This is a genomic window from Rummeliibacillus pycnus, from assembly GCF_044359855.1.
Taxonomy (GTDB): domain Bacteria; phylum Bacillota; class Bacilli; order Bacillales_A; family Planococcaceae; genus Rummeliibacillus; species Rummeliibacillus pycnus_A.
This window is the reverse complement of sequence record NZ_CP132291.1, coordinates 3,158,558-3,181,654: the sequence shown is the minus strand read 5'-3', so window position 1 is coordinate 3,181,654 and position 23,097 is coordinate 3,158,558. Positions and strand designations below refer to the sequence as shown.

23 protein-coding genes are annotated in these 23,097 nt (G+C 36.8%); 12 read left to right on the top strand and 11 right to left on the bottom strand.

Features of this window, described 5'->3' with window-relative positions:
• Positions 1 to 22: 22 nt before the first annotated feature.
• Genes Q8X41_RS15635 through moaC form a run of 3 tightly spaced genes read left to right on the top strand, consistent with a single transcriptional unit; the run spans position 23 to position 1,597 of the window.
• Complete coding sequence (locus Q8X41_RS15635; protein WP_397537167.1) at positions 23 to 517, top strand: molybdenum cofactor biosynthesis protein B; 495 nt, start codon at positions 23 to 25, stop codon at positions 515 to 517.
• On the top strand, positions 514 to 1,116 hold the full coding sequence (locus tag Q8X41_RS15630) for a molybdenum cofactor guanylyltransferase (RefSeq protein WP_397537166.1): 603 nt from the start codon (positions 514 to 516) through the stop codon (positions 1,114 to 1,116). The genes Q8X41_RS15635 and Q8X41_RS15630 overlap by 4 nt, the downstream gene beginning before the upstream one ends.
• A complete protein-coding gene (gene moaC / locus Q8X41_RS15625; RefSeq protein ID WP_397537165.1) occupies positions 1,109 to 1,597 on the top strand; it encodes a cyclic pyranopterin monophosphate synthase MoaC in 489 nt (162 codons plus the stop codon). Before Q8X41_RS15630 ends, moaC begins: the two co-directional genes overlap by 8 nt.
• Before the next feature lie 31 nt (positions 1,598 to 1,628).
• Here moaC and Q8X41_RS15620 read toward each other — a convergent pair whose 3' ends face one another.
• The 4 genes from Q8X41_RS15620 to Q8X41_RS15605 are packed head-to-tail and all read right to left on the bottom strand — an operon-like array spanning position 1,629 to position 4,644.
• Positions 1,629 to 2,411 carry a formate/nitrite transporter family protein gene (locus Q8X41_RS15620; protein WP_397537164.1) on the bottom strand — a complete coding sequence of 261 codons (783 nt, stop codon included), beginning with the start codon at positions 2,409 to 2,411 and terminating at the stop codon, positions 1,629 to 1,631.
• Between the two features lie 37 nt (positions 2,412 to 2,448).
• On the bottom strand, positions 2,449 to 3,459 hold the full coding sequence (moaA, locus tag Q8X41_RS15615) for a GTP 3',8-cyclase MoaA (RefSeq protein ID WP_397537163.1): 1,011 nt from the start codon (positions 3,457 to 3,459) through the stop codon (positions 2,449 to 2,451).
• A 31-nt stretch (positions 3,460 to 3,490) separates the two neighbouring features.
• The gene (fdhD, locus tag Q8X41_RS15610; protein ID WP_397537162.1) at positions 3,491 to 4,285 is read right to left on the bottom strand and encodes a formate dehydrogenase accessory sulfurtransferase FdhD; all 795 of its coding nucleotides are present in this window, start codon (positions 4,283 to 4,285) and stop codon (positions 3,491 to 3,493) included.
• An 8-nt stretch (positions 4,286 to 4,293) separates the two neighbouring features.
• Entirely contained in the window at positions 4,294 to 4,644 is a 351-nt protein-coding gene (locus Q8X41_RS15605) for a DUF2294 domain-containing protein (RefSeq protein WP_397537161.1), read from the bottom strand.
• Between the two features lie 636 nt (positions 4,645 to 5,280).
• Here Q8X41_RS15605 and fdhF point away from each other — a divergent pair.
• Genes fdhF through Q8X41_RS15590 form a run of 3 tightly spaced genes read left to right on the top strand, consistent with a single transcriptional unit; the run spans position 5,281 to position 9,757 of the window.
• Positions 5,281 to 8,217, top strand: a complete 2,937-nt coding sequence (fdhF, locus tag Q8X41_RS15600; RefSeq protein WP_397537160.1) for a formate dehydrogenase subunit alpha — start codon at positions 5,281 to 5,283, stop codon at positions 8,215 to 8,217.
• Between the two features lie 2 nt (positions 8,218 to 8,219).
• Complete coding sequence (locus tag Q8X41_RS15595) at positions 8,220 to 8,699, top strand: DUF1641 domain-containing protein (RefSeq protein WP_397537159.1); 480 nt, start codon at positions 8,220 to 8,222, stop codon at positions 8,697 to 8,699.
• On the top strand, positions 8,699 to 9,757 hold the full coding sequence (locus Q8X41_RS15590) for a P-loop NTPase (RefSeq protein ID WP_397537158.1): 1,059 nt from the start codon (positions 8,699 to 8,701) through the stop codon (positions 9,755 to 9,757). Before Q8X41_RS15595 ends, Q8X41_RS15590 begins: the two co-directional genes overlap by 1 nt.
• 49 nt (positions 9,758 to 9,806) lie before the next feature.
• On the opposite strand, the gene modB is transcribed toward Q8X41_RS15590, so the two are convergent.
• Both modB and modA read right to left on the bottom strand, forming a co-directional pair.
• Positions 9,807 to 10,472 carry a molybdate ABC transporter permease subunit gene (gene modB, locus Q8X41_RS15585; protein WP_397537157.1) on the bottom strand — a complete coding sequence of 222 codons (666 nt, stop codon included), beginning with the start codon at positions 10,470 to 10,472 and terminating at the stop codon, positions 9,807 to 9,809.
• 3 nt (positions 10,473 to 10,475) lie between these two features.
• Positions 10,476 to 11,273 carry a molybdate ABC transporter substrate-binding protein gene (modA, locus tag Q8X41_RS15580; RefSeq protein WP_397537156.1) on the bottom strand — a complete coding sequence of 266 codons (798 nt, stop codon included), beginning with the start codon at positions 11,271 to 11,273 and terminating at the stop codon, positions 10,476 to 10,478.
• Between the two features lie 357 nt (positions 11,274 to 11,630).
• Here modA and Q8X41_RS15575 point away from each other — a divergent pair, with 357 nt between their 5' ends.
• A complete protein-coding gene (locus Q8X41_RS15575; protein ID WP_397537155.1) occupies positions 11,631 to 12,545 on the top strand; it encodes a substrate-binding domain-containing protein in 915 nt (304 codons plus the stop codon).
• A gap of 42 nt (positions 12,546 to 12,587) precedes the next feature.
• The gene (locus Q8X41_RS15570) at positions 12,588 to 13,652 is read left to right on the top strand and encodes an ABC transporter ATP-binding protein (RefSeq protein ID WP_397537154.1); all 1,065 of its coding nucleotides are present in this window, start codon (positions 12,588 to 12,590) and stop codon (positions 13,650 to 13,652) included.
• Positions 13,653 to 13,896: 244 nt separating this feature from the next.
• Here the strand turns inward: Q8X41_RS15570 and Q8X41_RS15565 are convergent, their stop codons facing one another.
• From Q8X41_RS15565 to Q8X41_RS15555, 3 genes are all read right to left on the bottom strand, one after another.
• Positions 13,897 to 14,757, bottom strand: coding sequence for a lysozyme inhibitor LprI family protein (locus tag Q8X41_RS15565; protein WP_397537153.1), 861 nt, complete (start codon positions 14,755 to 14,757; stop codon positions 13,897 to 13,899).
• 297 nt (positions 14,758 to 15,054) lie between these two features.
• Positions 15,055 to 15,885: a glycerophosphodiester phosphodiesterase family protein gene (locus tag Q8X41_RS15560; protein WP_397537152.1), complete on the bottom strand. Its 831-nt coding sequence runs from the start codon at positions 15,883 to 15,885 to the stop codon at positions 15,055 to 15,057.
• Positions 15,886 to 15,993: 108 nt separating this feature from the next.
• Positions 15,994 to 16,881, bottom strand: coding sequence for a PP2C family serine/threonine-protein phosphatase (locus tag Q8X41_RS15555; protein ID WP_397537151.1), 888 nt, complete (start codon positions 16,879 to 16,881; stop codon positions 15,994 to 15,996).
• A 456-nt stretch (positions 16,882 to 17,337) separates the two neighbouring features.
• Between Q8X41_RS15555 and Q8X41_RS15550 the strand changes: the two genes are divergently transcribed.
• Together Q8X41_RS15550 and Q8X41_RS15545 are read left to right on the top strand one after the other, a co-directional pair.
• On the top strand, positions 17,338 to 17,811 hold the full coding sequence (locus tag Q8X41_RS15550) for a sigma-70 family RNA polymerase sigma factor (RefSeq protein WP_397537150.1): 474 nt from the start codon (positions 17,338 to 17,340) through the stop codon (positions 17,809 to 17,811).
• A 689-nt stretch (positions 17,812 to 18,500) separates the two neighbouring features.
• Positions 18,501 to 19,598, top strand: coding sequence for a DUF5105 domain-containing protein (locus tag Q8X41_RS15545; protein WP_397537149.1), 1,098 nt, complete (start codon positions 18,501 to 18,503; stop codon positions 19,596 to 19,598).
• 170 nt (positions 19,599 to 19,768) lie between these two features.
• Here Q8X41_RS15545 and Q8X41_RS15540 read toward each other — a convergent pair whose 3' ends face one another.
• On the bottom strand, positions 19,769 to 20,428 hold the full coding sequence (locus Q8X41_RS15540; protein ID WP_397537148.1) for an RsiV family protein: 660 nt from the start codon (positions 20,426 to 20,428) through the stop codon (positions 19,769 to 19,771).
• 171 nt (positions 20,429 to 20,599) lie between these two features.
• On the opposite strand from Q8X41_RS15540, the gene Q8X41_RS15535 reads away from it, so the two are divergent.
• Complete coding sequence (locus tag Q8X41_RS15535; protein WP_397537147.1) at positions 20,600 to 21,430, top strand: nuclease-related domain-containing protein; 831 nt, start codon at positions 20,600 to 20,602, stop codon at positions 21,428 to 21,430.
• Between the two features lie 133 nt (positions 21,431 to 21,563).
• A complete protein-coding gene (locus Q8X41_RS15530; RefSeq protein ID WP_397537146.1) occupies positions 21,564 to 22,103 on the top strand; it encodes a hypothetical protein in 540 nt (179 codons plus the stop codon).
• A gap of 409 nt (positions 22,104 to 22,512) precedes the next feature.
• On the opposite strand, the gene Q8X41_RS15525 is transcribed toward Q8X41_RS15530, so the two are convergent.
• Positions 22,513 to 22,872, bottom strand: a complete 360-nt coding sequence (locus Q8X41_RS15525; protein WP_397537145.1) for a hypothetical protein — start codon at positions 22,870 to 22,872, stop codon at positions 22,513 to 22,515.
• Between the last annotated feature and the right edge of the window lie 225 nt (positions 22,873 to 23,097).

The following is a 23,097-nucleotide window of genomic DNA, read 5'->3' as shown; positions in this document are numbered from 1 at the left end:
TCTATGATCAGGAGGATTTACAATGCATCCAACTCATAAAGATCTCACCATACATGCCGCCATTTTAACTGTTAGTGATACGCGCACAGTAGAGACGGACAAGGGCGGTCAACAAATCAAAGCATTACTAGAAGACGTGGGTTTTCATACTGTTCAATACCGCATCGTAAAAGATGACGCTGCTACAATTTCACAACAAGTGCGTGCTTGGTGTGAGGATGCTCACATCAATGCCATCATTGTAACAGGCGGTACCGGCTTTACGTCACGAGATGTCACATACGAAGCACTAACGCCTCTTTTTGAAAAAGAAATGCATGGATTTGGCGAACTATTTCGCTCATTAAGCTATGAGGAAATTGGTCCACGAACCATGTTTAGTCGTGCCGTTGCCGGTTGCTTACAGCAAACGGCTATTTATGCATTACCTGGCTCAACAAATGCCGTTAAGCTCGGTATGAGTCAGCTCATCATTCCTACGGTGCAGCATTTTATTGGCGAGTTGCATAGACGATGACTATTGCAGGTGTCGTACTAGCAGGTGGTCAATCCTCACGATATGGAAAACCCAAAATGTTTGAAATGTTCAATGGACAATTTTTATATCAATATAGCTTACAAGCGCTAAAAAAGAATGCACTAAAGCCTCTTATTATCTCAACAAATGCATCGTTATCTCCACAATTTGAAGAAAAGGACGTTCGCTTGAATATCGAGGAAATGTCACATCAAGGACCGCTTTTTGCTTTAAATAATCTTTTATCCAAAACTCCAGATGTAGATTGGTTTTTCTTACTTGCAAGCGATATGCCCTTTATAACGGACTCCTTTGTCCGCAAGATGCTTTCCTTTGTAGACGACACTTATGATGCTATCGTGCCAAAGCAATCGGACAAAATACAACCGCTCGCTGCCCTTTATCATCGTCGCGCTTTACTCAAAACAGAAAAATTATTGCAGCAAAATAAAAGAAGCATGAAATCGCTACTCGATCAACTGACCGTTTACTATGTGCCTGTTTCAGATGATGAGCAAGCACTGATCAATATTAATGCCATAACCGATTGGCCCGAATTACCCAATACCGTATACAATAAAGGAGATTATCATGACTGAATTTACCCATTGGAATGAAGAAGGTCGTCCTAAAATGGTCGATATTTCCGATAAAAACGAAACGAAACGAACAGCTATTGCACGAAGTACAGTTTTATTATCAACTGAATTATACGAAGCGATTCAACAAGGCAATATCAAAAAGGGAGATCCCACTCAAGTTGCACAAATCGCAGGTATTATGGGTGCAAAGAAAACATCTGAACTTATTCCGATGTGTCACCCTATTATGCTACAGGGTACGGATTTTACATTTAACTACGAAAAAACGGATACAGGCTATGCACTGCATATTGAAGTACTCGTAAAATGCAAAGGTAATACAGGTGTTGAAATGGAGGCATTAACAGCTGTGTCCATTGCAGCTTTAACCTTTTATGATATGTGCAAGGCTGTCGATAAATCGATGGTTATTCAAGATACTTATCTTGTGCAAAAAACAGGCGGTAAAAGCGGCCACTTTTTACATGAACGTGCATAAAAACCGGCATACGCCGGTTTTTTTTTGTGTGCTATTTAGTTGCACTGTATTCTTTTTGATAAGAAACAAAATAAATCAAGCCAACGAAAACGGCGCCACCAACGACATTTCCTAAAAAGGCTGGAATAACATTACTTAAAAAGGCAGTCCATGTTACTTGTCCTGCAAAAATAGCAGCTGGAATAACAAACATATTTGCGACAACGTGTTGGAAACCAATCGCAACGAATGCTGTGACAGGGAACCAAATACCTGCAATTTTACCAACAAAATCATTTGCGCCATAAGCCAACCAAACAGCTAAGCATACAAGCCAGTTACAGCCAATACCAGAAATAAACGTTTGTAAGAATGAATCTGCTGTTTTTGCTTTCGCAATTGCTACTGTTTTATCTAAAAATGGGCCTGTTTCTGTTAGACCAACAACATGTCCGAAGAAGTATGCTACAAATAAAGCTCCAAGTAAATTGGCAAGTGTCACCCAAAACCAGTTACGGACTAATGCTGGAATTGAAATTTTCTTTGCATAAAAGGCCATTGCTACAGACATCATATTCCCCGTAATCAACTCAGCACCTGCTAATAAAACTAAAATAAGTCCTAATGGGAATACCGCTGCTCCAACAAAGCCAGCGAAGCTGCCCCATGCTGCCGGCATATTGCCACATACACGAATATCAAGTAAAAACCCGAAGGCAATAAAGGCTCCACCTAAAAATCCTAATACTAACATTTTAAAGATTGAATAACTTGCTTTACCTACACCTGCATTAATGGCGATTTCTGTAATTTGCTCTGGTTTGTTAAAAGCCATCCTACTAATCCCTCTTGTCTATTCTATTTTGTTGTGATTATCCACCAATATGAGACATTTCAATCTTTCTCTCCTGGTGGGATGTATGTTCTGTTCGCTCATCAGAATAGCGATCTGCCCGTTGCTGCCACACATCCGCAATGCATTTTGCAATGACATCATCACTTTGTCCGGAGCGTAAAAGCTCACGTAAATCCGTACCATCTGTAGCAAATAAGCATGTGTAAAGCTTACCCTCTGCTGAAATACGGGCTCGTGTACAAGTGGCACAAAACGAATCCGTCACGGAAGAAATAATACCTATTTCTTGATCACTATCATTGTAGCGATAACGAGTCGCAACTTCCCCTTTATAATTTGGGCTTACTGGCTCAATCGGTGAAAGCTGCTTAACTGCCTGAAGAATTTCTTTTTTCGATACAACATCATCTAGGCGCCAGCCATTGGAGTTTCCAACATCCATATACTCAATAAAACGTAAAATATGTTTTTTTTCTTTGAAAAACTGAGCCATTGGCAAAATATCCTGATCATTTTGTCCCTTTTGCACAACCATATTAATCTTGACCTGCATGCCTACTTGCGCTGCCTTTTCAATCCCCTCCAGGACTTTTTTCACTTTCCCGCGACGACCATTCATCGATAAAAAGCGTTGTTCATTGAGTGAATCCAAGCTAACAGATACGCGAGATAATCCCGCTTTCGCCAAATCTTCTGCATACCTTTTCAGCAAAGAGCCATTTGTTGTCATAGCGATATCCTCTACACCTGGTATATGATGAAGTCGCTCAATTAGCTGCGCAACATCCTTTCGTAGTAAGGGCTCCCCGCCTGTAATGCGTATTTTTTTCACGCCAAAAGAAACAAAGATTTTTACAAGCCGCTCAATTTCATCAAACGATAAAATTTGCTGAGATGGTAAAAAGGCATAATCTGGTCCAAAAATTTCCTCTGGCATGCAATAGCGACAACGAAAATTGCAGCGATCTGTCACGGATATTCGTAAATCTCTCAAAGGTCGCTCAAACTGATCTTGTATCGAATTCATTGTTTCATCTCCTTGTTCGGATAAAGCCAATTTATCCATCGAAAAGAATTCGTTCTGCATGTGTATAAACATTTAACGAATTTTGACGGATAAATCCAACAGTTGTTATACCTAATTGTTCCGCTAGTTGTAAAGCTAATTCTGTTGGAGCTGACTTAGAAAGAATAATTTCACATCCAATTTTAGACACCTTCAGTAAAATTTCCGATGATATACGACCACTAAATACAATGACCTTATCGTGAATTGAAATGTCATGTTGTAAGCAATAGCCATAAATTTTATCGAGCGCATTGTGGCGACCAATATCCTTTCGACTCAGTACAACATCACTTGCATCGCATAATGCTGCATTGTGAACGCCGCCTGTTTTTTGAAAAGTCACCGCATTTTGCTGCATATTTTGCATGAGATGAAAACAATCTTGTGGTGTCAGTTGAATGTGAATATGATCCATTTTTTTTGCAGCCAATGCATCATTAGCAAACACAAAGCCCTGTCTACTCATACCACAACAGGATGTAATGTAGCGCTTATTTTGTAGCTTCGTTGCTAATGGATTCAGTTTTTTCGTTTGGACATGTACCACGCCCTCTTTTTCCTGGAACCAAATATTTTCAATATCATCAAAGTTTGTAATCACCTTTTCAGAGGCTAAATAGCCAACGACCATATCCTCCACATATTCAGGTGTGCAAACCATTGTTACAAATTCCTGTTGATTAATTTTAACAGTCACTGCATATTCTGTTACGATGGTATCTTCAACTTTTTGCACTTGCCCATTTTCTACGCGAAGGATTTCTCTCGTTATCTCAGTATCCATAGTTCCTCCTAGTGCTCCACAATATTTTGATCAAAAATAAAAACAGAGACGGCCATATCCTCTTCGATTTTGATATCTGAAAACAGATGCAATAATTTGGCCCCCATCAATTCCTCCATACCTTCAGGCGTTGCCTTCGAATACACTTCTTGAATCATTTTTGTGCGAGCAGCATGTACCATCGCCACGCCTTCTGGTGTACTAGCAATGAATTTTTCAGTTGGCGTTATATTTCCATATAGCGTTGATATAGCCATATTTTCCACAAAAATGGTATGAATACGCTCAGGGCCTTTGCCAAATAAATCTTTGCGAAGCTTTCGGATGATGTCATTAAATTCATTCACTTTTTTCGACATAATCAGCATTCTCCTATCGTAAAAAATGTTTTTATTTTCTTTTAAGCTATTTTCATCTCTACAGTTTGTTAATCATAAAGCAACTTTTAAAAAAATTAAAGTGTATTTTTTTTTGGCTCTTTACCAAACATGTGCTTGACCGTACATTCCGCTACGGGTGGACGCTTTCCGCGGGCACGGCTTCAATCTCCTCGGGCCAACACGATGTTGGTCACGAAGCCGTTGCCACAGGACGTGGCGTTCTTAGGCTTTGTTCCTTAAAAGATGTGCTCCTGCATCGCTTCGCTATTCCCGCTGGAGTCCCACCCTTCGCTCCATGTAATTTTTCTGTCAAAAACAGATTTCGGTGTTGAACCTTTCTGAGAATCATTATCAAAAAAGAGGTTTTATAATTCATATTGTTATATTTTCTACAAGGGGCTATAATGATTCTATAAAATAAATGGAATCAAAATATTTATGTTTTTTATGTTTTGATTTTATTTGAACAACTCTAAAAAAAAATTTGGATTGGTCTTTTAGTAAGATCTGCTAAAAATCTTATCCACCATGAATTGCTTAAGCATACTTTTTAGTTAGAAGTGTGCACATTCATGGTGGATTTTTTTATGTTTGAGGAAAATAGGAGGCAATACTATGACGAAAATGAAAATTAACGGTACGCCCTATGAAATAAAACCGGGCGAAACGATTTTAGACGTCATTAACGAAAATCAAATTCCCCATCCACAAATTTGTCATGTACCAGAAGTGGACCCGATTCAAACATGTGATACATGTATCGTTGAAGTAGATGGGAAGCTCGTTCGTTCATGTTCAACGAAGGCACAGGCTGGAATGGATGTACAGCTTACATCACCAAAAGCAAAAGAAGCACAAACAGAAGCGATGGATCGTCTGCTTGAGAACCATATGCTGTATTGCACAGTTTGCGATAATAACAATGGGAACTGTACGCTACACAATACGGTAGAAATGATGGAAGTTGAGCATCAAAAATATCCGTACACGCCAAAAGTGGATCCAACAGAAGTTGATATGTCACACCCATTCTATCGCTACGATCCAAACCAATGTATCGCTTGTGGTCAATGCGTTGAGGTCTGCCAAAACCTTCAAGTAAACGAAACGATATCGATAGATTGGGAAGCAGAACGTCCACGTGTTATTTGGGATGAAGGCGTTGCGATCAATGATTCTTCCTGCGTTAGCTGTGGTCAATGTGTAACGATTTGTCCATGTAATGCATTGATGGAAAAATCAATGCTTGGAGAAGCTGGTTTTATGACAGGTATGAAACAAGATACGCTTGACCCAATGATTGATTTAATCAAAGAAGTGGAGCCTGGCTACAGTGGTATCTTTGCCATCTCTGAAATTGAATCTGCTATGCGTAGCAAGCGCACAAAAAAAACGAAAACCGTTTGTACCTTCTGTGGTGTAGGTTGTTCGTTCGAAGTTTGGACAAAAGGTCGCAAAATCTTAAAAGTTCAACCTTCTGAAGGTCCTGTAAATGCTATTTCTACATGTGTCAAAGGGAAATTTGGTTGGGACTTCGTCAATTCGGAGCAACGTTTAACAAAACCATTAATTCGTAAAAATGAAGAATTTGTTGAATCATCATGGGAAGAAGCACTTGACTTGATTGCTTCTAAACTCGGTGGTATTCAAAAAGAATTTGGTTCAGGTTCTGTTGGTTTTATCTCTTCTTCAAAAATTACGAATGAAGAAAACTACTTAATTCAAAAAATGGCACGTCAATTGTTCGAAACAAACGATGTCGACAACTGCTCACGCTACTGCCAATCTCCTGCAACAGACGGCTTGTTCCGTACAGTTGGTATGGGGGGCGATGCAGGTACGGTAAAAGATATTGCCCAAGCAGGACTCGTTATTATCGTTGGTGCCAACCCAGCAGAAGGTCACCCTGTTTTAGCAACTCGCGTCAAACGTGCGCATAAATTACACGGTCAAAAATTAATCGTAGCCGATCTACGAAAACATGAAATGGCCGAACGCTCAGATATTTTCATGCGACCTAAGCAAGGCACAGACCAAGTATGGCTCATGGCTGTTACGAAATATATGATCGACCAAGGCTGGCATGATGAAGCATTCATCAAAGAAAATGTTAACTACTTCGATGAATTCAAAAAAGTACTTGAAAAATATACACTCGACTATGCCGTACAAGAAACAGGCATTTCAAAAGAAACACTTATACACGTAGCAGAAATGATTCGCGATGCGGATGGTACATGTGTTCTTTGGGGTATGGGTGTTACTCAAAACACAGGTGGCTCGGATACTTCAGCTGCTATTTCTAACTTACTATTAGCAACCGGCAACTACCGCCGTCCAGGAGCAGGTGCTTACCCTCTTCGTGGTCACAATAACGTACAAGGTGCTTGTGATATGGGGACATTACCAAACTTACTTCCTGGTTATCAAAAAGTAGTGAATGATGAGGAACGTGCAAAATTTGAAAAAGCATACGGTGTCAAAATTCAACCAGAACCTGGTCGCAACAATATGCAAATGCTTGATGCCATTAGCGAAGGAAAAATGAAGGCAATGTATCTTGTTGGGGAAGAAATGGCACTCGTTGACTGTAATGCCAACCATGTAGACCAAGTACTTTCACAACTTGACTTCTTTGTCGTACAAGATGTGTTCTTATCTCGTACAGCACAATATGCGGACGTCGTACTTCCAGCAGCACCTTCTCTTGAAAAAGAAGGAACATTCACAAATACAGAACGCCGTGTTCAACGTTTATATCAAGTACTACCAACACTCGGTGATTCAAAAGCAGACTGGAAAATTCTCCAAGATGTTGCGAATCGCTTAGGCGCTAATTGGAACTACAGCCATCCAAGTGAAATTTACGCAGAAATGGCAAGCCTATCTCCTATTTTCAGCCAAGCGAACTACGACGTACTAGAAGGCTGGAATAGCTTCTGCTGGGGTAGCCTAGACGGAAAAGATACACCACTTTTATATACAGACGGCTTCAACTTCCCAGACAAAAAAGCACGATTCGCTTTATATGATTGGGTAGAGCCTGTGGAATTCCCTGCCGAATACGATTGCCATATTAACAATGGCCGTATGCTTGAACATTTCCACGAAGGAAACCTAACAAACAAATCAAGCGGTATTCAATCAAAAGTACCTGAAACTTTCGTTGAAGTTTCTCCTGAATTTGCGAAAGAACGCGGTATTGAAGATGGCTCACTTGTACGCCTTATTTCACCATATGGCGCACTAAAATTAAATGCCCTTATTACCGATCGCGTACGCGGCAATGAACTATTCTTACCGATGAACTCCGTTGATAAAGATTCATCTATCAACTTCTTGACTGGGCCAGCAGGCGATAAGAATACATCCACACCTGCTTACAAACAAACAAAAGTACGCGTTGAAGTGTTAAAAACGAAAGGGAAAAATCCACTCCCACGTATAAATCCGCGCTACAAAGAACGTCATCCACAAAATGGTGTTGAAGTATCGCGAAAATGGCAACGTCCTGGCTACGTTCACTTAACAACGAATCATGAAGAGGTGTAAAAATGGCAGCACCAATTACGACTATTCAAAAACAACAAGTTACAGAAGAACAAATCGCAGAACAAAAATTAAATGATTTAAAAGGTTTACTTTCAGAAAATGAGCAAGCACTACAACAAATTTTTTCGATTGTATCCGATTTAAACGATATCGGAGCACTCGAAGCGGTCAATAAAATGCTACAAGCGAAAGAAGAAATTGCCCATATTGCACTCGGTCAAATTTCTCGTGAGCCTGTAACAAACATCATCAATCAGCTAATGTCTGTTGCAGGTCTTTTATCAGCAATGGATCCTGATATGACGAAAAAGCTAATCGGTAGCTTAAATACTGGACTTGATGAAGCCAACGCAGCAACTGCTAAAGAAGAAAAAGTCACACTCTTTAGCTTAACGAAAGTCATCAAAGACCCTGATGTCAACCGTGCTCTAAACTTTGGCATTCACTTCTTAAAAGGTCTTGGTAAAGGATTGAAAGACTGATGCTTACAAAAGAACAAGTATTAGAAGCGCTCAAAAAAATCAATGACCCAGAGCTTCATAAAAGCATCGTTGAATTGAATATGGTGCGCAATATTCAAATTGACGGTACAAGTATTCAGCTTGAAGTCGTGCTAACCATTCAAGGCTGCCCTTTAAAAGCCAAAATCCAGCAGGACATTGAGGAGACTCTTCAAACAATCGGAGCTACGCATGTTGCTCTCACTTTTGGCTCAATGACTGATGAGGAAAGACAAGCTTTAACAGCCGCTTTGAAAATGGAAGCAACAACGGAAACAGGTATGCCTAAAATACTCCGTCCAGATTCCGGCGTGCGCTTTATCGCTATTACTAGCGGTAAGGGCGGCGTTGGTAAATCAACAGTAACGATTAACTTAGCCGTAGCCCTTGCTCGACTAGGAAAACGTGTTGGTATTTTAGATGCCGATATTTACGGCTTTAGCATTCCAGCTATGATGAAAATTGAGCAAAAGCCAACAATGATTGAGCAAACAGCGATTCCCGTTACAAGCCATGGCGTCAAGGTGATGTCGATGGGCTTTTATTCAAAGGACAATCAACCAGTCATGTGGCGTGGCCCTATGTTAAATAAATGGATTCGCAACTTTTTAGCGAATACGCACTGGAGCGAATTAGATTACTTACTCTTGGATCTGCCACCTGGCACTGGTGACGTGGCAATTGATGTCGCTGCAATGATTCCTCATGCAGAGGAAATTATCGTCACGACACCCCATAATGCCGCATCGCATGTTGCTTCAAGAGCAGGTGTGATGGCAAAACACACAAAGCACGCCATTGTTGGTGTCGTTGAAAACATGGCTTATTTTGAAAATCATGAAGGTGAACGTAATTATTTATTTGGTCAAGGCGGTGGCGAAGCATTAGCTGCGCAGCTACAAACAGAGGTCATAGCCCAAATTCCATTCGTACAACCTGAGGAAAATACTGGTTCCTCTGTTTATGACGAAGATTCTGTCGTTGGCGAAGCCTTCACACATTTAGCTGAAGATCTTATATATACCTACGACAACAAATGATAAAAAAACAAGCCAACGCCTAGCGTTTGGCTTGTTTTTTTATATGAATTTATCGAGCGGGTGCCTTTATTAAATGCACACCGAGTAGCAAGACGAAGGATAAGCCGATCATGACGATAACCCATGACCAGGCTAATGTCATATTACCTGCATCAATTGCAACATAAATGGCAAGTGGTGTTGTTTGCGTTTTTCCTGGTAAATTTCCTGCAAACATGAGGGTAGCACCGAACTCGCCTAATGCTCGTGTAAAACTTAAAATACTACCTGAAACAATGGACTTCATCGCCAACGGAATGGAAATGAAAAGAAATACTTGCCACTCCTTTGCACCATCAATACGTGCAGCATTTTCAACATTTTCATCTACCGCTTCAAATCCTGTTTTTGCTGATTGGTACATTAAAGGAAAGGCGACAATCGCTGAGGCAATAACAGCCGCCCACCAGGTGAACATGATGGGCTGATGAAAGAGCCATTCAATACCTTGTCCCAGCCAACTGTTTTTACCAAAAATAATGATGAGTAAAAAGCCAACAACAGTCGGTGGCAACACTAAAGGAAGCAGTAAAACTGTTTCTACGACCGTTTTGCCTTTAAACGTTTTTTTAGCCATCCACTTTCCGATAAAAGTGCCGAGTACGATGACGATGAATCCAGAAACAAGTGCGATTTCAATCGATAGCCGAATGGGCGTCCAAAAATCCATTGTCATACACTAGTTAGTTCCTTTAAAACCATAGCTTTTGAAAACATCCATTGCCAGTTTACTTTGAAGGAAATCATAGAAGGCTTTTGCCTCTTTTGCATGCTTACTATCTTTAATGATGCCGAGTGGATAAATAATCGGTGTATGTGTATGGTCATCGGCTACAGCCACAACCGTTGCTTTTTTTGAAATCATCGCATCGGTGCGGTAAACGATACCTGCGTCCACATTACCTGTTTCAACATATGTTAATACTTGGCGAACGTCTTTTGCATACACAACTTTCGGTTCTACCGTTTTCCAAACTTTCATATTTTCTAATGTTTCTGTTCCATATTGACCAGCTGGCACAGACTCTGGTGTACCAAGAGCCACGTTACTGGCCTTCGTTAAATCTTGAAAGCTATGAATACCGGCCTCGTTCTTTTTAGGAACGACTAAAACTAAATCATTTGATAAAAGATTGACACCTTGTGATTTTTCAATAATGCCTTCTTTGACAAGTTGTCCAAATTTATCTTCTGCTGCTGAGAAGAACAAGTCGACAGGAGCACCTTGTGAAATTTGCTGTTGCAATGCACCAGAGCCACCAAAATTATAAGTGATTTTCACATTAGAATGTTCCTTCTCATACGTAGTTTTAAGTGAATTAAGCGCATCTTGCAGACTCGCTGCTGCTGACACAGTTAACTCCACTTGACTTTGCTTTGTTGAACCTTGGCTTTTTTGCTGTTCTTGACTGCCACAGCCAGTTAAAATGCCGAGTACAAGGACAATCGAAAATAATATATAAAAAGACTTTTTCATCGTTTTTCCCCTTTTTATAATTAGTTATAATTAGATATATCTAATTATAACTAATTATAATTAAAAATAAAATAATCCGAGCGTCCTTTTTTGTGACAAAAGCAAAATAAATGCGTTACTATAAAGTGAAACTTCCATCAGTGGGGGTTTTCTTCATCCCCCACTGATGGTTAGTTGAGGCTCACAGGATGTGAGTCACACAGACATTGCCACAGGACGTGGCAATCTTAGTCTGTGTTCATTAATTCGGGCTTTTACGGACAGTTATCCCCCCACCTATCTTCTTTGCTTCTCTCTCAATTTTGAGGTGGGGGATTACTGCCCGTTAATGCGGGATAAAGTAATGGAGGGATTGCTATGTCACAGGAACGTTCCTATACAATTGAAGAAGTCGCACAACTATTAAAAATATCGAAACTCACTACTTACGATCTCGTGAAAAAAGGTGAAATTCCCGTCTTTCGCGTTGGTCGACAAATGCGTATAGATGCTCTTGATTTAGAGGCTTATATCGAAAAACAAAAAATAAGCAATAAAGATGCTACATCAAAACCGATGACTCGAGATAATCAAACAATCGTTATTAGCGGTCAAGATTTAGTCCTTGATTTGCTAGGAAAATATATTACAAAAAACGGTTATTATAAAACACTCCGTTCACATGAGGGAAGCTTGAATGGTCTAATTGCCTTATATCAAGGAGAGACAGATATTGCGAGCCTACATATGTATGATGGCGATACAGGTGAATACAATACGCCGTATGTCAAAAAACTATTTGTTAGCCAACCCTATATTATAGTCAATGTCGTATCACGAAAAGCTGGATTTTATGTTCAAAAGGGAAATCCACTACACATTCATTCCTTTAAAGATTTAGCAAAACCAAATGTTATGATGATGAATCGCGAAAAGGGCTCTGGTGCACGCACACTTCTAGATGAACAGCTTCGCATCCATCATATTATTCCTTCAACGATTCAGGGCTATGACCAAGAAGAAACCAATCACCTCGGTGTTGCCTCAGCAATAGCAACTGGAGAAGCGAATGTCGGAATTGGGATTGAAAAAACAACCAAATTGGTGGATGTTGATTTTGTACCTTTTATTGATGAACGTTATGATCTTGTTCTATTAAAAACTGAAAAAAATCACCTGCTTATTGAAGAAGTACAGAAAATATTAACATCTGAAGCATTTCACGCTGAATTGAGTTCAATTGGAGGCTATGATCTTTCAAAAACAGGAACGATTATCCACGAAACATTTTGAGAATCTTCTATTATATATACGAATTTAGTGGAGGCAAGATGGATGGCTTTTATAGAGCTTAAGCATTTACAAAAAACATACAATAATCAGCAGCAATTCATTCTAAAGGATATTAATGTAGATATTCAAAAAGGGGAATTTTTTGTGATTGTTGGTCCATCAGGTTCTGGTAAAAGCACCTTATTAAATATGATTGCAGGACTAGAGAACATTACAGCCGGTGTACTTACTATCAACGGTCAGGAAATGAATGATGAGCCACCCCGTAACCGACAAATATCGATGGTTTTTCAGCATTATGCGCTCTATCCTCATCTAACGGTTGAGCAAAATATTTTATTTAATTTAAAAATGAGGAAGATATCCAAGAAAGAACAGGAAAAGCTACTAAAGGATGCTGTGGCATTGACTAGCTTAGAAAACCATTTATCACAAAAGCCTCATGAATTATCAGGAGGCCAACAACAACGCGTTGCATTAGCACGTGCTATTGTCAACGATGCACCGATTTGCTTAATGGATGAGCCCTTATCCAATTTAGATGCACAGCTTCGAGCACAAATGCGGACAGAAATTCGCCGTATTCAACAAAAGCTCGGTCTAACCATTCTTTATGTCACTCATGACCAAACAGAAGCAATGACAATGGGCGATCGCATTATGGTCCTGCATGAAGGCGTCATTCAGCAAATTGGAAAGCCACTCGATTTATACAATCATCCGCAAAATCTATTTGTTGCTCGGTTTATCGGCTCACCGAAAATGAATATCGCGCGAGCAATTTGTAAAGAGCAGCAATTAATAATTGAAGGCGAATGGAAAATCGAGCTACCACAGTCAATCGCAACCACCCTTCCACAACAAGAGGAATTTCTTATTGGCATACGTCCAGAGCATTTACAAAAAGGTGGGGACTTACAAATGCACGTTCGAAGTATAGAACAGCTTGGACATGAAACACATGTCACATTCTATATGCCTCAAGAAGCATGGGCTGCAAAATGGAGTGGACAACATGAAATTGATGCTGGTACTACTCTCTCCATTAGCATCGATCCACAAAACATCTATTTTTTTGATAAAGAGACAGAAAAGCTTTTAGGATAGTGAGCATTTCTACTAAAGGCTATTCAAAAAAATATAAAAGGCATGAGTGCTGTTTATTCAGCATTCATGCCTTTTATATTAGAATAATTTTCTGATTTTATCCCTAGAGAACGAAAATAAATAAAGACTTTATAGAGATTTCCTCTCCACAGAGTCTTCATTGTAATCTACCAATCAAAATTGATACACGGAATTGTTTTGTAATCTAGTAACGGATATATTATAGGTTTTGAATCAACTGTCTTTATCGTTGAAGTTGAGCTGCATAGTCATTTAGTAATTCATAACAGCGTTCTTTCGTAACTTCTGCTAAGGACATAGCGTGTGATACTTTTGGTGTATACGAATCCATACTTTCTGCATCTATACTTGCTCGATCTGCAGTAGCATCGCGGCCATTAATCCATTGACGTTGGTAGTTTCGTAGATTATTAAAATCACTTGCTGGCAATTTTGTTTTTAATGTACCATAGATGTCATTTAGTAATGCATCCCATTGCGCATAACGTGCATTTTCTGCATTGATCATTTTATCTTCTGAACCTTGTGTTGTACCGTCAATCATTGCAGCAAGATTATCATAATTTGTGACAATTGAAGATGCGCGATTTGAATATACTTGATACATATTATTTCTTGTTTGTGTTTGCGGTTGAGATTGAGATGTACTGATGTTACTTGAAGAAGCTTGCTCTTTTTTTGTTTTAGCAGCAAGCTCTTTGCCTTGTTTTTTCTTTGCTTCTTGACGTAGATTCTCTACTTGTCCACTTACGCTATTGAGTATGTCTGTAGAATCCAGTAATCCATTTGCTTGCTTAATCGCTTTTTTATATTCCTTATCATCGATTAAATTTTCAATCTCTTTTGTTTTCTTTAATTGTGTTACATAGTTTTTGGCTTGCGAATCTTCGGGTTTTTCGTCTAGCGCTAATTCAAAAGACGCTAACGCTTTATCAATATCCCCATCTGTTAATGCGAGTTTTCCCTGCTCTACAGCTTTTGTATATGTAGAATTTGCACTTTCTGCACTTTTTTTCGGCTCTTCACTGTTACCACAACCAGCTAATAGCGCTCCTACTAAAATTATGTATGACAATTTTCTCACGATAAAACCACCTTTACTTACTATTATTCTATTTTAGTATTATTTTTGAACCATGACTAGTAAGTATATTATTTCTGTTCAAATAGTTCGGCTCGCATAAATCATCTTTAGTCCCCACCACTTTAACCTCTAATTAGTCAAATCCTTACACTCAACCTATCAATAAAATACTCTTAATATGTTATCTAATGAATTTTTTATCTACGATTTTCAAGCAAAACCCTCGCTTCCATTTAAGGAAGCAAGGGTTTCTTATTTTGCAATCAATTATTTAGTTGGTGCAATTGGTCATTCTAATCATTTCAATAATGACTGCGTATCAGATATGTGATTCGTAAATACACCGTCTGCTCCGTCTTTCATGACTCGTTTTTGTTCAGCTAGTTCTGTCTCCGTATTAAAAAAGAATGGATACACTTTCAGGTGGTTTTGATGAAGAATATCGATTAATGCTTTGTTAACCAAAGTTGAGTTCACGCCTATCCCCATTGCATATTTTTTCCACTGATTTATTTTTTCGGTTGTAAAATCCTTTTGACTAGTACAAAGCATCAATTGGACAAGGGGAATTTTATTGTTAATGTCATGTATTTTCTTTAGACTCATAGCTGAAAAAGATTCAATGATCACCTTGTTTTTCTTAATTAGCCCTTTCTTATTTAATAAATCTACTAATGGCTTTTCCATCTTCAGCTTATTATCTACCAGTCGTGTTTCTATGAAATAATTTGTTTTTGAACCAAATTGATTTATAAGTTCTTCAAGCGTTATGATTCTTTCGTTTTTGTATGTTGGGTTAAACCAACTTCCAGCATCAAACTTTTGGAGTTCCTGTAAGCTATATTGATTTACCTCTCCATTCCCATTTGTTGTTCGATCTATCGTCGGATCATGCATCAGAACTAACTGATTATCCTTCGTTTCCCTTAAATCCATTTCAATATAATTCGCTTTTTCTTGAACTGCTATTTTATAAGCTGGCATTGTTTCCTCAGGCGCTTTGTCATTCGCCCCTCTATGTGCAATCACCATCATAGGTCTATTTGCTTTTACTGTAGAAACTGAAAACAATTTAATTGTACTGAACGTAAATAAACCGATTAATATAAGTAATATTAACTTTTTCATAATCTTATTTTATCCCAATAATTCATATTTAGAGCAAAGTTGTCCAAAGTTTAATTCAATTTTAATTTACATCTTTTTAGTGTTTAAATAAGATGTTCAAAAAGCTTATTAACTCCTCAAAACCTCCAACAAAATCCCTGTTTTATCATCGGAGCGTTCGGCTCTGGGGAATTGTTGACAGTATGGGTCATTCTTTTCCATTAGGGTGATTTTCGTGCAGGTACTTTTGAGTCCTCTATTGAAAATTTGCTTTGCTGATTCCATCCAATTTTCATGACTTGGTGGTCTATGACTTAGTAATTGAAAACCATCTGTTACTAATGCGATTTTCTTTACATCCATCAATGGAATTTTCCCTATTTCCCAGAAGCTCGAAGTTTCTCTACTTCCGTCTATGATTCCATATCCTTCATACGTATTAAAGCTTTCGCAACACTGCATACGAAAAGATTGAGTCAACGTCAGCGCGTTTTCATAGCATTGCACTAACTTCTTTTCTGTGTAATTTCTCCTCAACGTCTTTTTTAAACCATTAAATTGAAGCTTTACTTTTCGAATATATTTTTCTTGAATTTTGGTTGTGTGGTCATAGGTTAAGCTACGTATGGTACCGTTTTGATATTGCACAAATAACATACAATTTCCTGTTTGAATATAGTGCAACGTATCATCTCTTATTTGAATTGCGGCTACACTACAACAATTCCTTATGTACTTTTCCATATCACCAAGATCATCCCATATTGTCATTCCTCTTTTCGCTCTTCGCATTTCAATATTCGCTGATCTTAGGATGTGTTCCAAAGAATCATTTTCGTAAGATTTATCTAGAAGAAATTTTCTGATAGTGTGAGCAGCCTCTACGCCAGAAAAAGGACCAAAACCAGAATCCCCATCAATTACCGCAAATCGATTGTTTTTTTGATCACATACATATGCATCCTCTAGCTCCTTTTTATACCCTTCTTCATAAATAACACCTAACACGTTAATCATCCTAGAACAACTCCCATTCTTTTTTAGATTAAGTGAATAACTCCCCTTTGGCATTATCTATCAATACTATTAAACTTCCATACTCATATCCCAAGACCTCCATCCATCAACAATACTTTATAACCATACATTACCATTATCTAGAATATATTAGTTACATATTATGTAATTTGTAACAATTAATTCATAATTAAGTGAATATTATAAAAAATCAAAAATTGTATAGAAACTGAATAAACCACTTGAAAATTTAGTACTTATCAAATTTTTATCATTGCTACAAACACACTAATGACGGGTTTTTGCTAATGTTCGACATTTCTTCGACAGACCTATTTTGTGTGTTTTAGCCCTCTAAAATGCCATTTTGTTCATTTTACAGATGACAACACAAATCTGTATTCTGGGTGCACCTAGGAAAACAAGCGTTGTGCACAATGAGAATGGACACAAATTATGTTTCAATTTGATGAAATTTTAGAGCAATATGAACCCATGATCTCTGCAGCAATTCGAAAATGCCGTATTTACAAAAACCATGAACACTATGCTCAAACAGCACGCATTGCCTTATGGAAAGCCTGGGAAAAGTATGATCATGTACAGGGAGATTTTGCACCCTATGCCTTTACCTGTATCCGTGGCAGCATTTTAGATGAACTAAAAAAAGAAAATCGTTATGAAGAACGCTATCAGCCGGAACAAGATGACATCATCGAGCTTTATATGCCAACATCAATCGAATCCGAAGTATCCTATATATTAGAGGGATTGCTCAACAAGATCTCTAAAGAGGAGCAGCAATTTCTCATAGACTATTACATCGGGGGCTATTCATATGAAGAATTGTCAGCGAAATATCATGCTTCTGTTGCTACTTTGCAAAAGAGACGGATGCGGATAATAGAGAAAGTAAGAAAAGAAATTTAATATGAACAACACCACCTGATTTGTATTGCTCAGGTGGTGTTGATATAAATATAAGCTGAAGTTACCAGTAACCCAAAAAATCTATTTATTCAAAAGAAATCATAATTGCTCAAGTGCATTGTTCGCGAAGGGATATTCTTTTTAAAGGAAAGGTAGTCGTGAAAAATGGTAATTGAGGAAGCTGAAGAGACTTAAATTGTCTTTTGCGCGAATACAAATCATTATTTCGCGGATAAGCAACCTAATTTCGCGAATTGGACCACCAATATCGTGGATAACACCTCCGATTTCACGAATAAGCTTTTCAATTCCACTCATTAGATAAGGAGATGTATTAAATCGTTCTCAAAAAGATAAGTAAAAATATCAAATATTTATGTAAAAACTAAAATATTTCATTTGAATTTCATTTCTCATTAGACCTTTCACCTAACAATTCCGTTCCCATATTTCTAAATATGAAAATGTTGCAATACAAAACACTCAATATTTCGACATAGCTAAATTTATTTAAAGAATTAACATAAATTACTTTATTCATTTATAGGTAATTACTCATCAAACAGATGGAATATAACGTATTTTTTATTTCTTTATAACCATTCCTCATTTGGTATTTTTATTCCATTTTTACATTTTAACCCACATTAAGGTTTGAGAAGTGCTATAATCATCTAGAAATTATTGTAATGGAGGGATTTGTTATTAATAAGAAAAGGTGGTTATTCGTTAGTTTATTTGCAGTACTTTCGTTACTTCTAACAGCATGTGGTTCAAGTGGTAGTGGTAGCGGTTCTGATTCTAAGCAAGAAGCACGTGACGTTGGAATCGAACTCAACTCAGGTGAATATATAGCAATCAGTAAATATGATGACAATGAAGAAAAAACTTACCTCAAGTTAAACATAACAGTACATAATAAATCTAAAAACGAAATATCTATATCGGGATTAGATTTTAGTCTTTATGATAAAAACAATGAAAAGATTGAAACAGTTTATGTAAATCCTCCAGACGAAGATTCTTATAAAGAATTATCTGGAAGTGTTTCACCAGAGAAAAAGGCATCTGGCAATTTAGCATACCCTATTAATCCAGAAGAAAAATATGAGCTTCATTTCCAACCACATATTTACGATGATAAAGGTAACAAACAGAAAGAATTAGTAGTAAAAGTGGATCCGTCAAAATATAAAAATGATACTGAAAATGCGAAAAAGGCAATTACATCTTACATCGATAACGTATTCCTAAGCAAAGAAAACCCTGATTTTAAAACTTTACTCACAAATGATGTGATTAAGGATAGCCAAAAATTTGATGAAGAACTTGGAAATCAAATTAAAGAAGGTTCCGGGGATTACGCACCAGATTTAAAAACTGAGAAAATTTTTATTGATAAATACCGTAAAGCATTAAATCGAAAAATCAAACCAACTTATCAAATCGAATATGCAGACGCAAAAAATGCAAAAGTGATGGTAAGATTAAAAAACTTTGATACTTCTGATTTGTTCAAACAAACTACAAAAGTAAGCGCACAATTTATGAAAAAAAATCAAAAAAAATATTCATATAATGAATATGATAAAGCGAAAAAAGATGCTTTAGTTTATACTATGAGTCGAATTGACCAAATTCTAAACAATACAAAACTACGCAGCGACTCAAGTAACTATTCAATTACTATGAAAAACGTTGATGGTAAGTGGCACATTCAAACCACTGATGAAGATTTGAATAGCCAATACGATGATTTGCTAAAAGCATTTGTTTTAGAAATGTAAAATCAGCTATCACGAAAAAGAAACACAGACCATAGGTTGGTCTGTGTTTCTTCTATTATATGTGGCAATTTGGATTAATGATTCAACTTTTAGATACTGTGTGATTCTAGATCACTTGTGACTTAATCTGTAGTCTATTTTTCTATTTTTTCGGTGCCTTACATCAAAATCTACTTTAAATATTTACTTGGTACTGATACATATTGTATACCACCAGCATACGAACTTACTTCATATGGATCAAAAACAACTTTTAACCCTTTAGCAGTCCAGAAGAAAGAATGTCCTGCGATTGTTGTTTGATGATCAGCAAATGGGTAATCGCTAGGATGATTAAGCATATAGTTTTTGGCATAGTTTTTTCCATCTTCATAACTCTTTTCAGATTTAAATGCAGATTTTAGACCTATGACCTTCCCTTTATACATGTTAAAGGATTTTACATATTGCATTCCATGTGCCCCGCCATCATATATATCATTTACACATAATATACTTACTTTTGAAGAGCTACTATATTTCTTTTTACAACTAATTTTTGACCAGTATTCCATTCCCTTCATCGCTCTGCCGCTCTTTAAATCTTTCTTCAATTTTACTTGAAGCTTCGCATTATCCTTATAAATCTTTTTAGTGTGCTTCAGCATTTTGGAGTTAGCATCCATATATTTTGCTCCACTAATCTCAGCATATTGATAATACCTATTATTCTTGTATTTTTTTATCTTTACAGTTGGTCCAACTGCCTGTGCTTCATTTTCGGATACTGTTGATGAAAAGACTAAACATATTGATAATATACTTACTATGGAAATTATCCATTTCTTCATTTACTTTATCCTCCTAAAAATTCTTTTGAAACTCAATTCTACCATATATATGGTAGAATTAAATACACATTATAATATATTAGACCTAAGTATTAGTATAATTTATATAAAATAGTATATATAAAGTCATACATAAAAAGAAACCACTTGCACAAGAAAAGAGGTAAAAACATGGTTTTTGGCTTTCTCTTTAAAAAAAATAAACAGGATGTAAAAGAAGTTACCAATTCTTCAGTTAAAAAAACTACTGATAGTAAGAAAAATAATGAACAATGGGCAAATCGAAAAGGAGAACTTGGTGAATATAAAATCAATATCCAACTAGATCAGTTTCCTAAAAATTATAAGTATCATAGTGACTTACTTATAAAGAATGGTAAGTCATCGACAGGCTACTCACAAATTGACCATGTAATCATTACACCTTACGGAATATTTGTTATTGAAACAAAGAACTATCAAGGTACTATTTACGGAGAAAAGAATCGAAAAACGTGGTTAATTAATGGCAAATTTAAAATGATGAATCCACTACTACAAAATTACGGTCATATTCAAGCGATCAAAGAGCTGGTTGATATAAAACACCATGAACACTTTCTCTCAATCGTCTCTTTCACAAAAAGATGCAAACTAAAAATTGATCCAGATTTACAGAAAATACAGTCAAACGAATTAGTTATTTACGATATTCTATTATCGGAATTTATTAATAGGAAAACTGCCATCCTAAAATTGCAACACCATGAACCCTTATTAACAAATGATGAAATCGACTGGATATACAATACACTTTCACAATCCAATGTTCTCGATCCCTCAATCAGAAAACAGCATATTGAGAAGATAAAAACGAACATGAATAATGATGACAAAGCCGATGAAAATAAGTGCGTTATATGCAAGAAACCTGTTTCAGATAAAGTGAAATCATATTGCTTATCAAATCCAAAATTCAAAGGAAGCATCTATTGTTATGAACACCAAAAAAATCCCGTATAAGTATAAAAATTAAGTTTCCATAGTATTTGATCAGGTGCGAAGTTTGAGTAATCAAGTCATCATAACCCATAAACTTACATATACCCCATAATTTATATACATGGTAATATATTAATAGATGGGAGATGATTTCATGAAAAAAATATTTTGGAGTTGTTGCGCTTCCGTGTTGTTTATTATTACGTTTATGAGCTTTTCTTCAACACAAGCTTCAGCTAAGAATTATCAAGCAGTTGATCGGAACCTAAAATCTGTAACACTTGAAACGAAACATACTTCTAAAGGATATGAATTTGCTTTAAAGTATCCTGGCAAAGCGAAAAAAACACTGTCAACAACCTTCAAAAACAAACCACCTTATAGAGCAAAAGTTACGATTGCTCGCAATGCAAAACAACCAACACTCATAATTTGCTTACTTGAAAATGAAAATACTGGTTGGCCATACGTTGACCGCATCTATGCGATTAAAAATGGCAAACTAACAAAAGTACAGGTAAAAGGCAATGTAGGCAATGTGTTAATTTCTTACAAATCAAATAATACACTTAATACAATGTACTATAATCGGTTCAAAAATATTAAATATACTTATACCTCAAAATACAATCGAACATCCAATGTATTAAAAACCATTAAAACAATTGCCCAAGAAAATGCCATTGGCTACTAGTAAAGCAACTCTGCACTATTCAACACCAATTCGCTATAACTTATTGGTGTTGTAGTGCATTTGGCAATAAGTTTGGGATTGAGAGTTCTTTCAGTCCCCCCTTTGCTTACTCCTGTTTTGATAATGGCTTTCGTTATTATGATCTGTCTTCGGGACAGATCATAATCCTTTTGAGTGCTCTACCTGCTTCTACTCAACAAGAAATTTAGTATGTTTAAGTCCACCTGTACCTCTTCCCATAATATTTTATCGAATCCCAAGAGCTACTATCTATCCAACTCTCTTAAAGAGTCATTCAAAAAAAGAAATAAGCTCCCCCCTATATCTTTTTTTCTTCTCTTTTTACTTCTTTTAAATATTGAATCACATTGTTTTCTTCATACAAATCAATATGGTCCATAGATAGGGCTCAATCTGCATCTAAGGTTGAACTATTTTGTAATCCCAGCTCATCATAAAGAAGATCATAGTTAATGCGATACCATTTACGATGATCCCACTTAGTTGTATTAAACCTATTTGTCGAAATAATAAAGTGCCTTTTTTCAAGCCTTAAAAATGTGCGCTGAATCGTTATAACCGACCAAAAAGGAAACTGTTTGGCCCAGCCTTCATAAGTGCTCCTATACCAAGTATCACCCTCGAATTTCACCGATGAATTTTGCAGTTGGATATCGAGCTGTTGTAAGATGATCGCTTCTTTTAACTTTAACTTTTTTGCTAGATCTGGTAATACAAAAAGCGGTGTGCAGTTGATTAATAATTCCATAGTGATTCCTCCTGAAAAGATATAGTAAATGCAATTAATAATCCATGATTGAAAAGTTTTATTGATATTCCATTTGTCGAGAATATGAAACAACGTGATACTCAAAATACATCCCTCCTCATCTGTTAAATAGAAACAAAAGAACAAAAGAAGGACAACTTCATGAGAAAATTTTCAAATAAACAAACAGCTAATGCTGTTTGTTCAAGCTAAAGTGGATGTTGG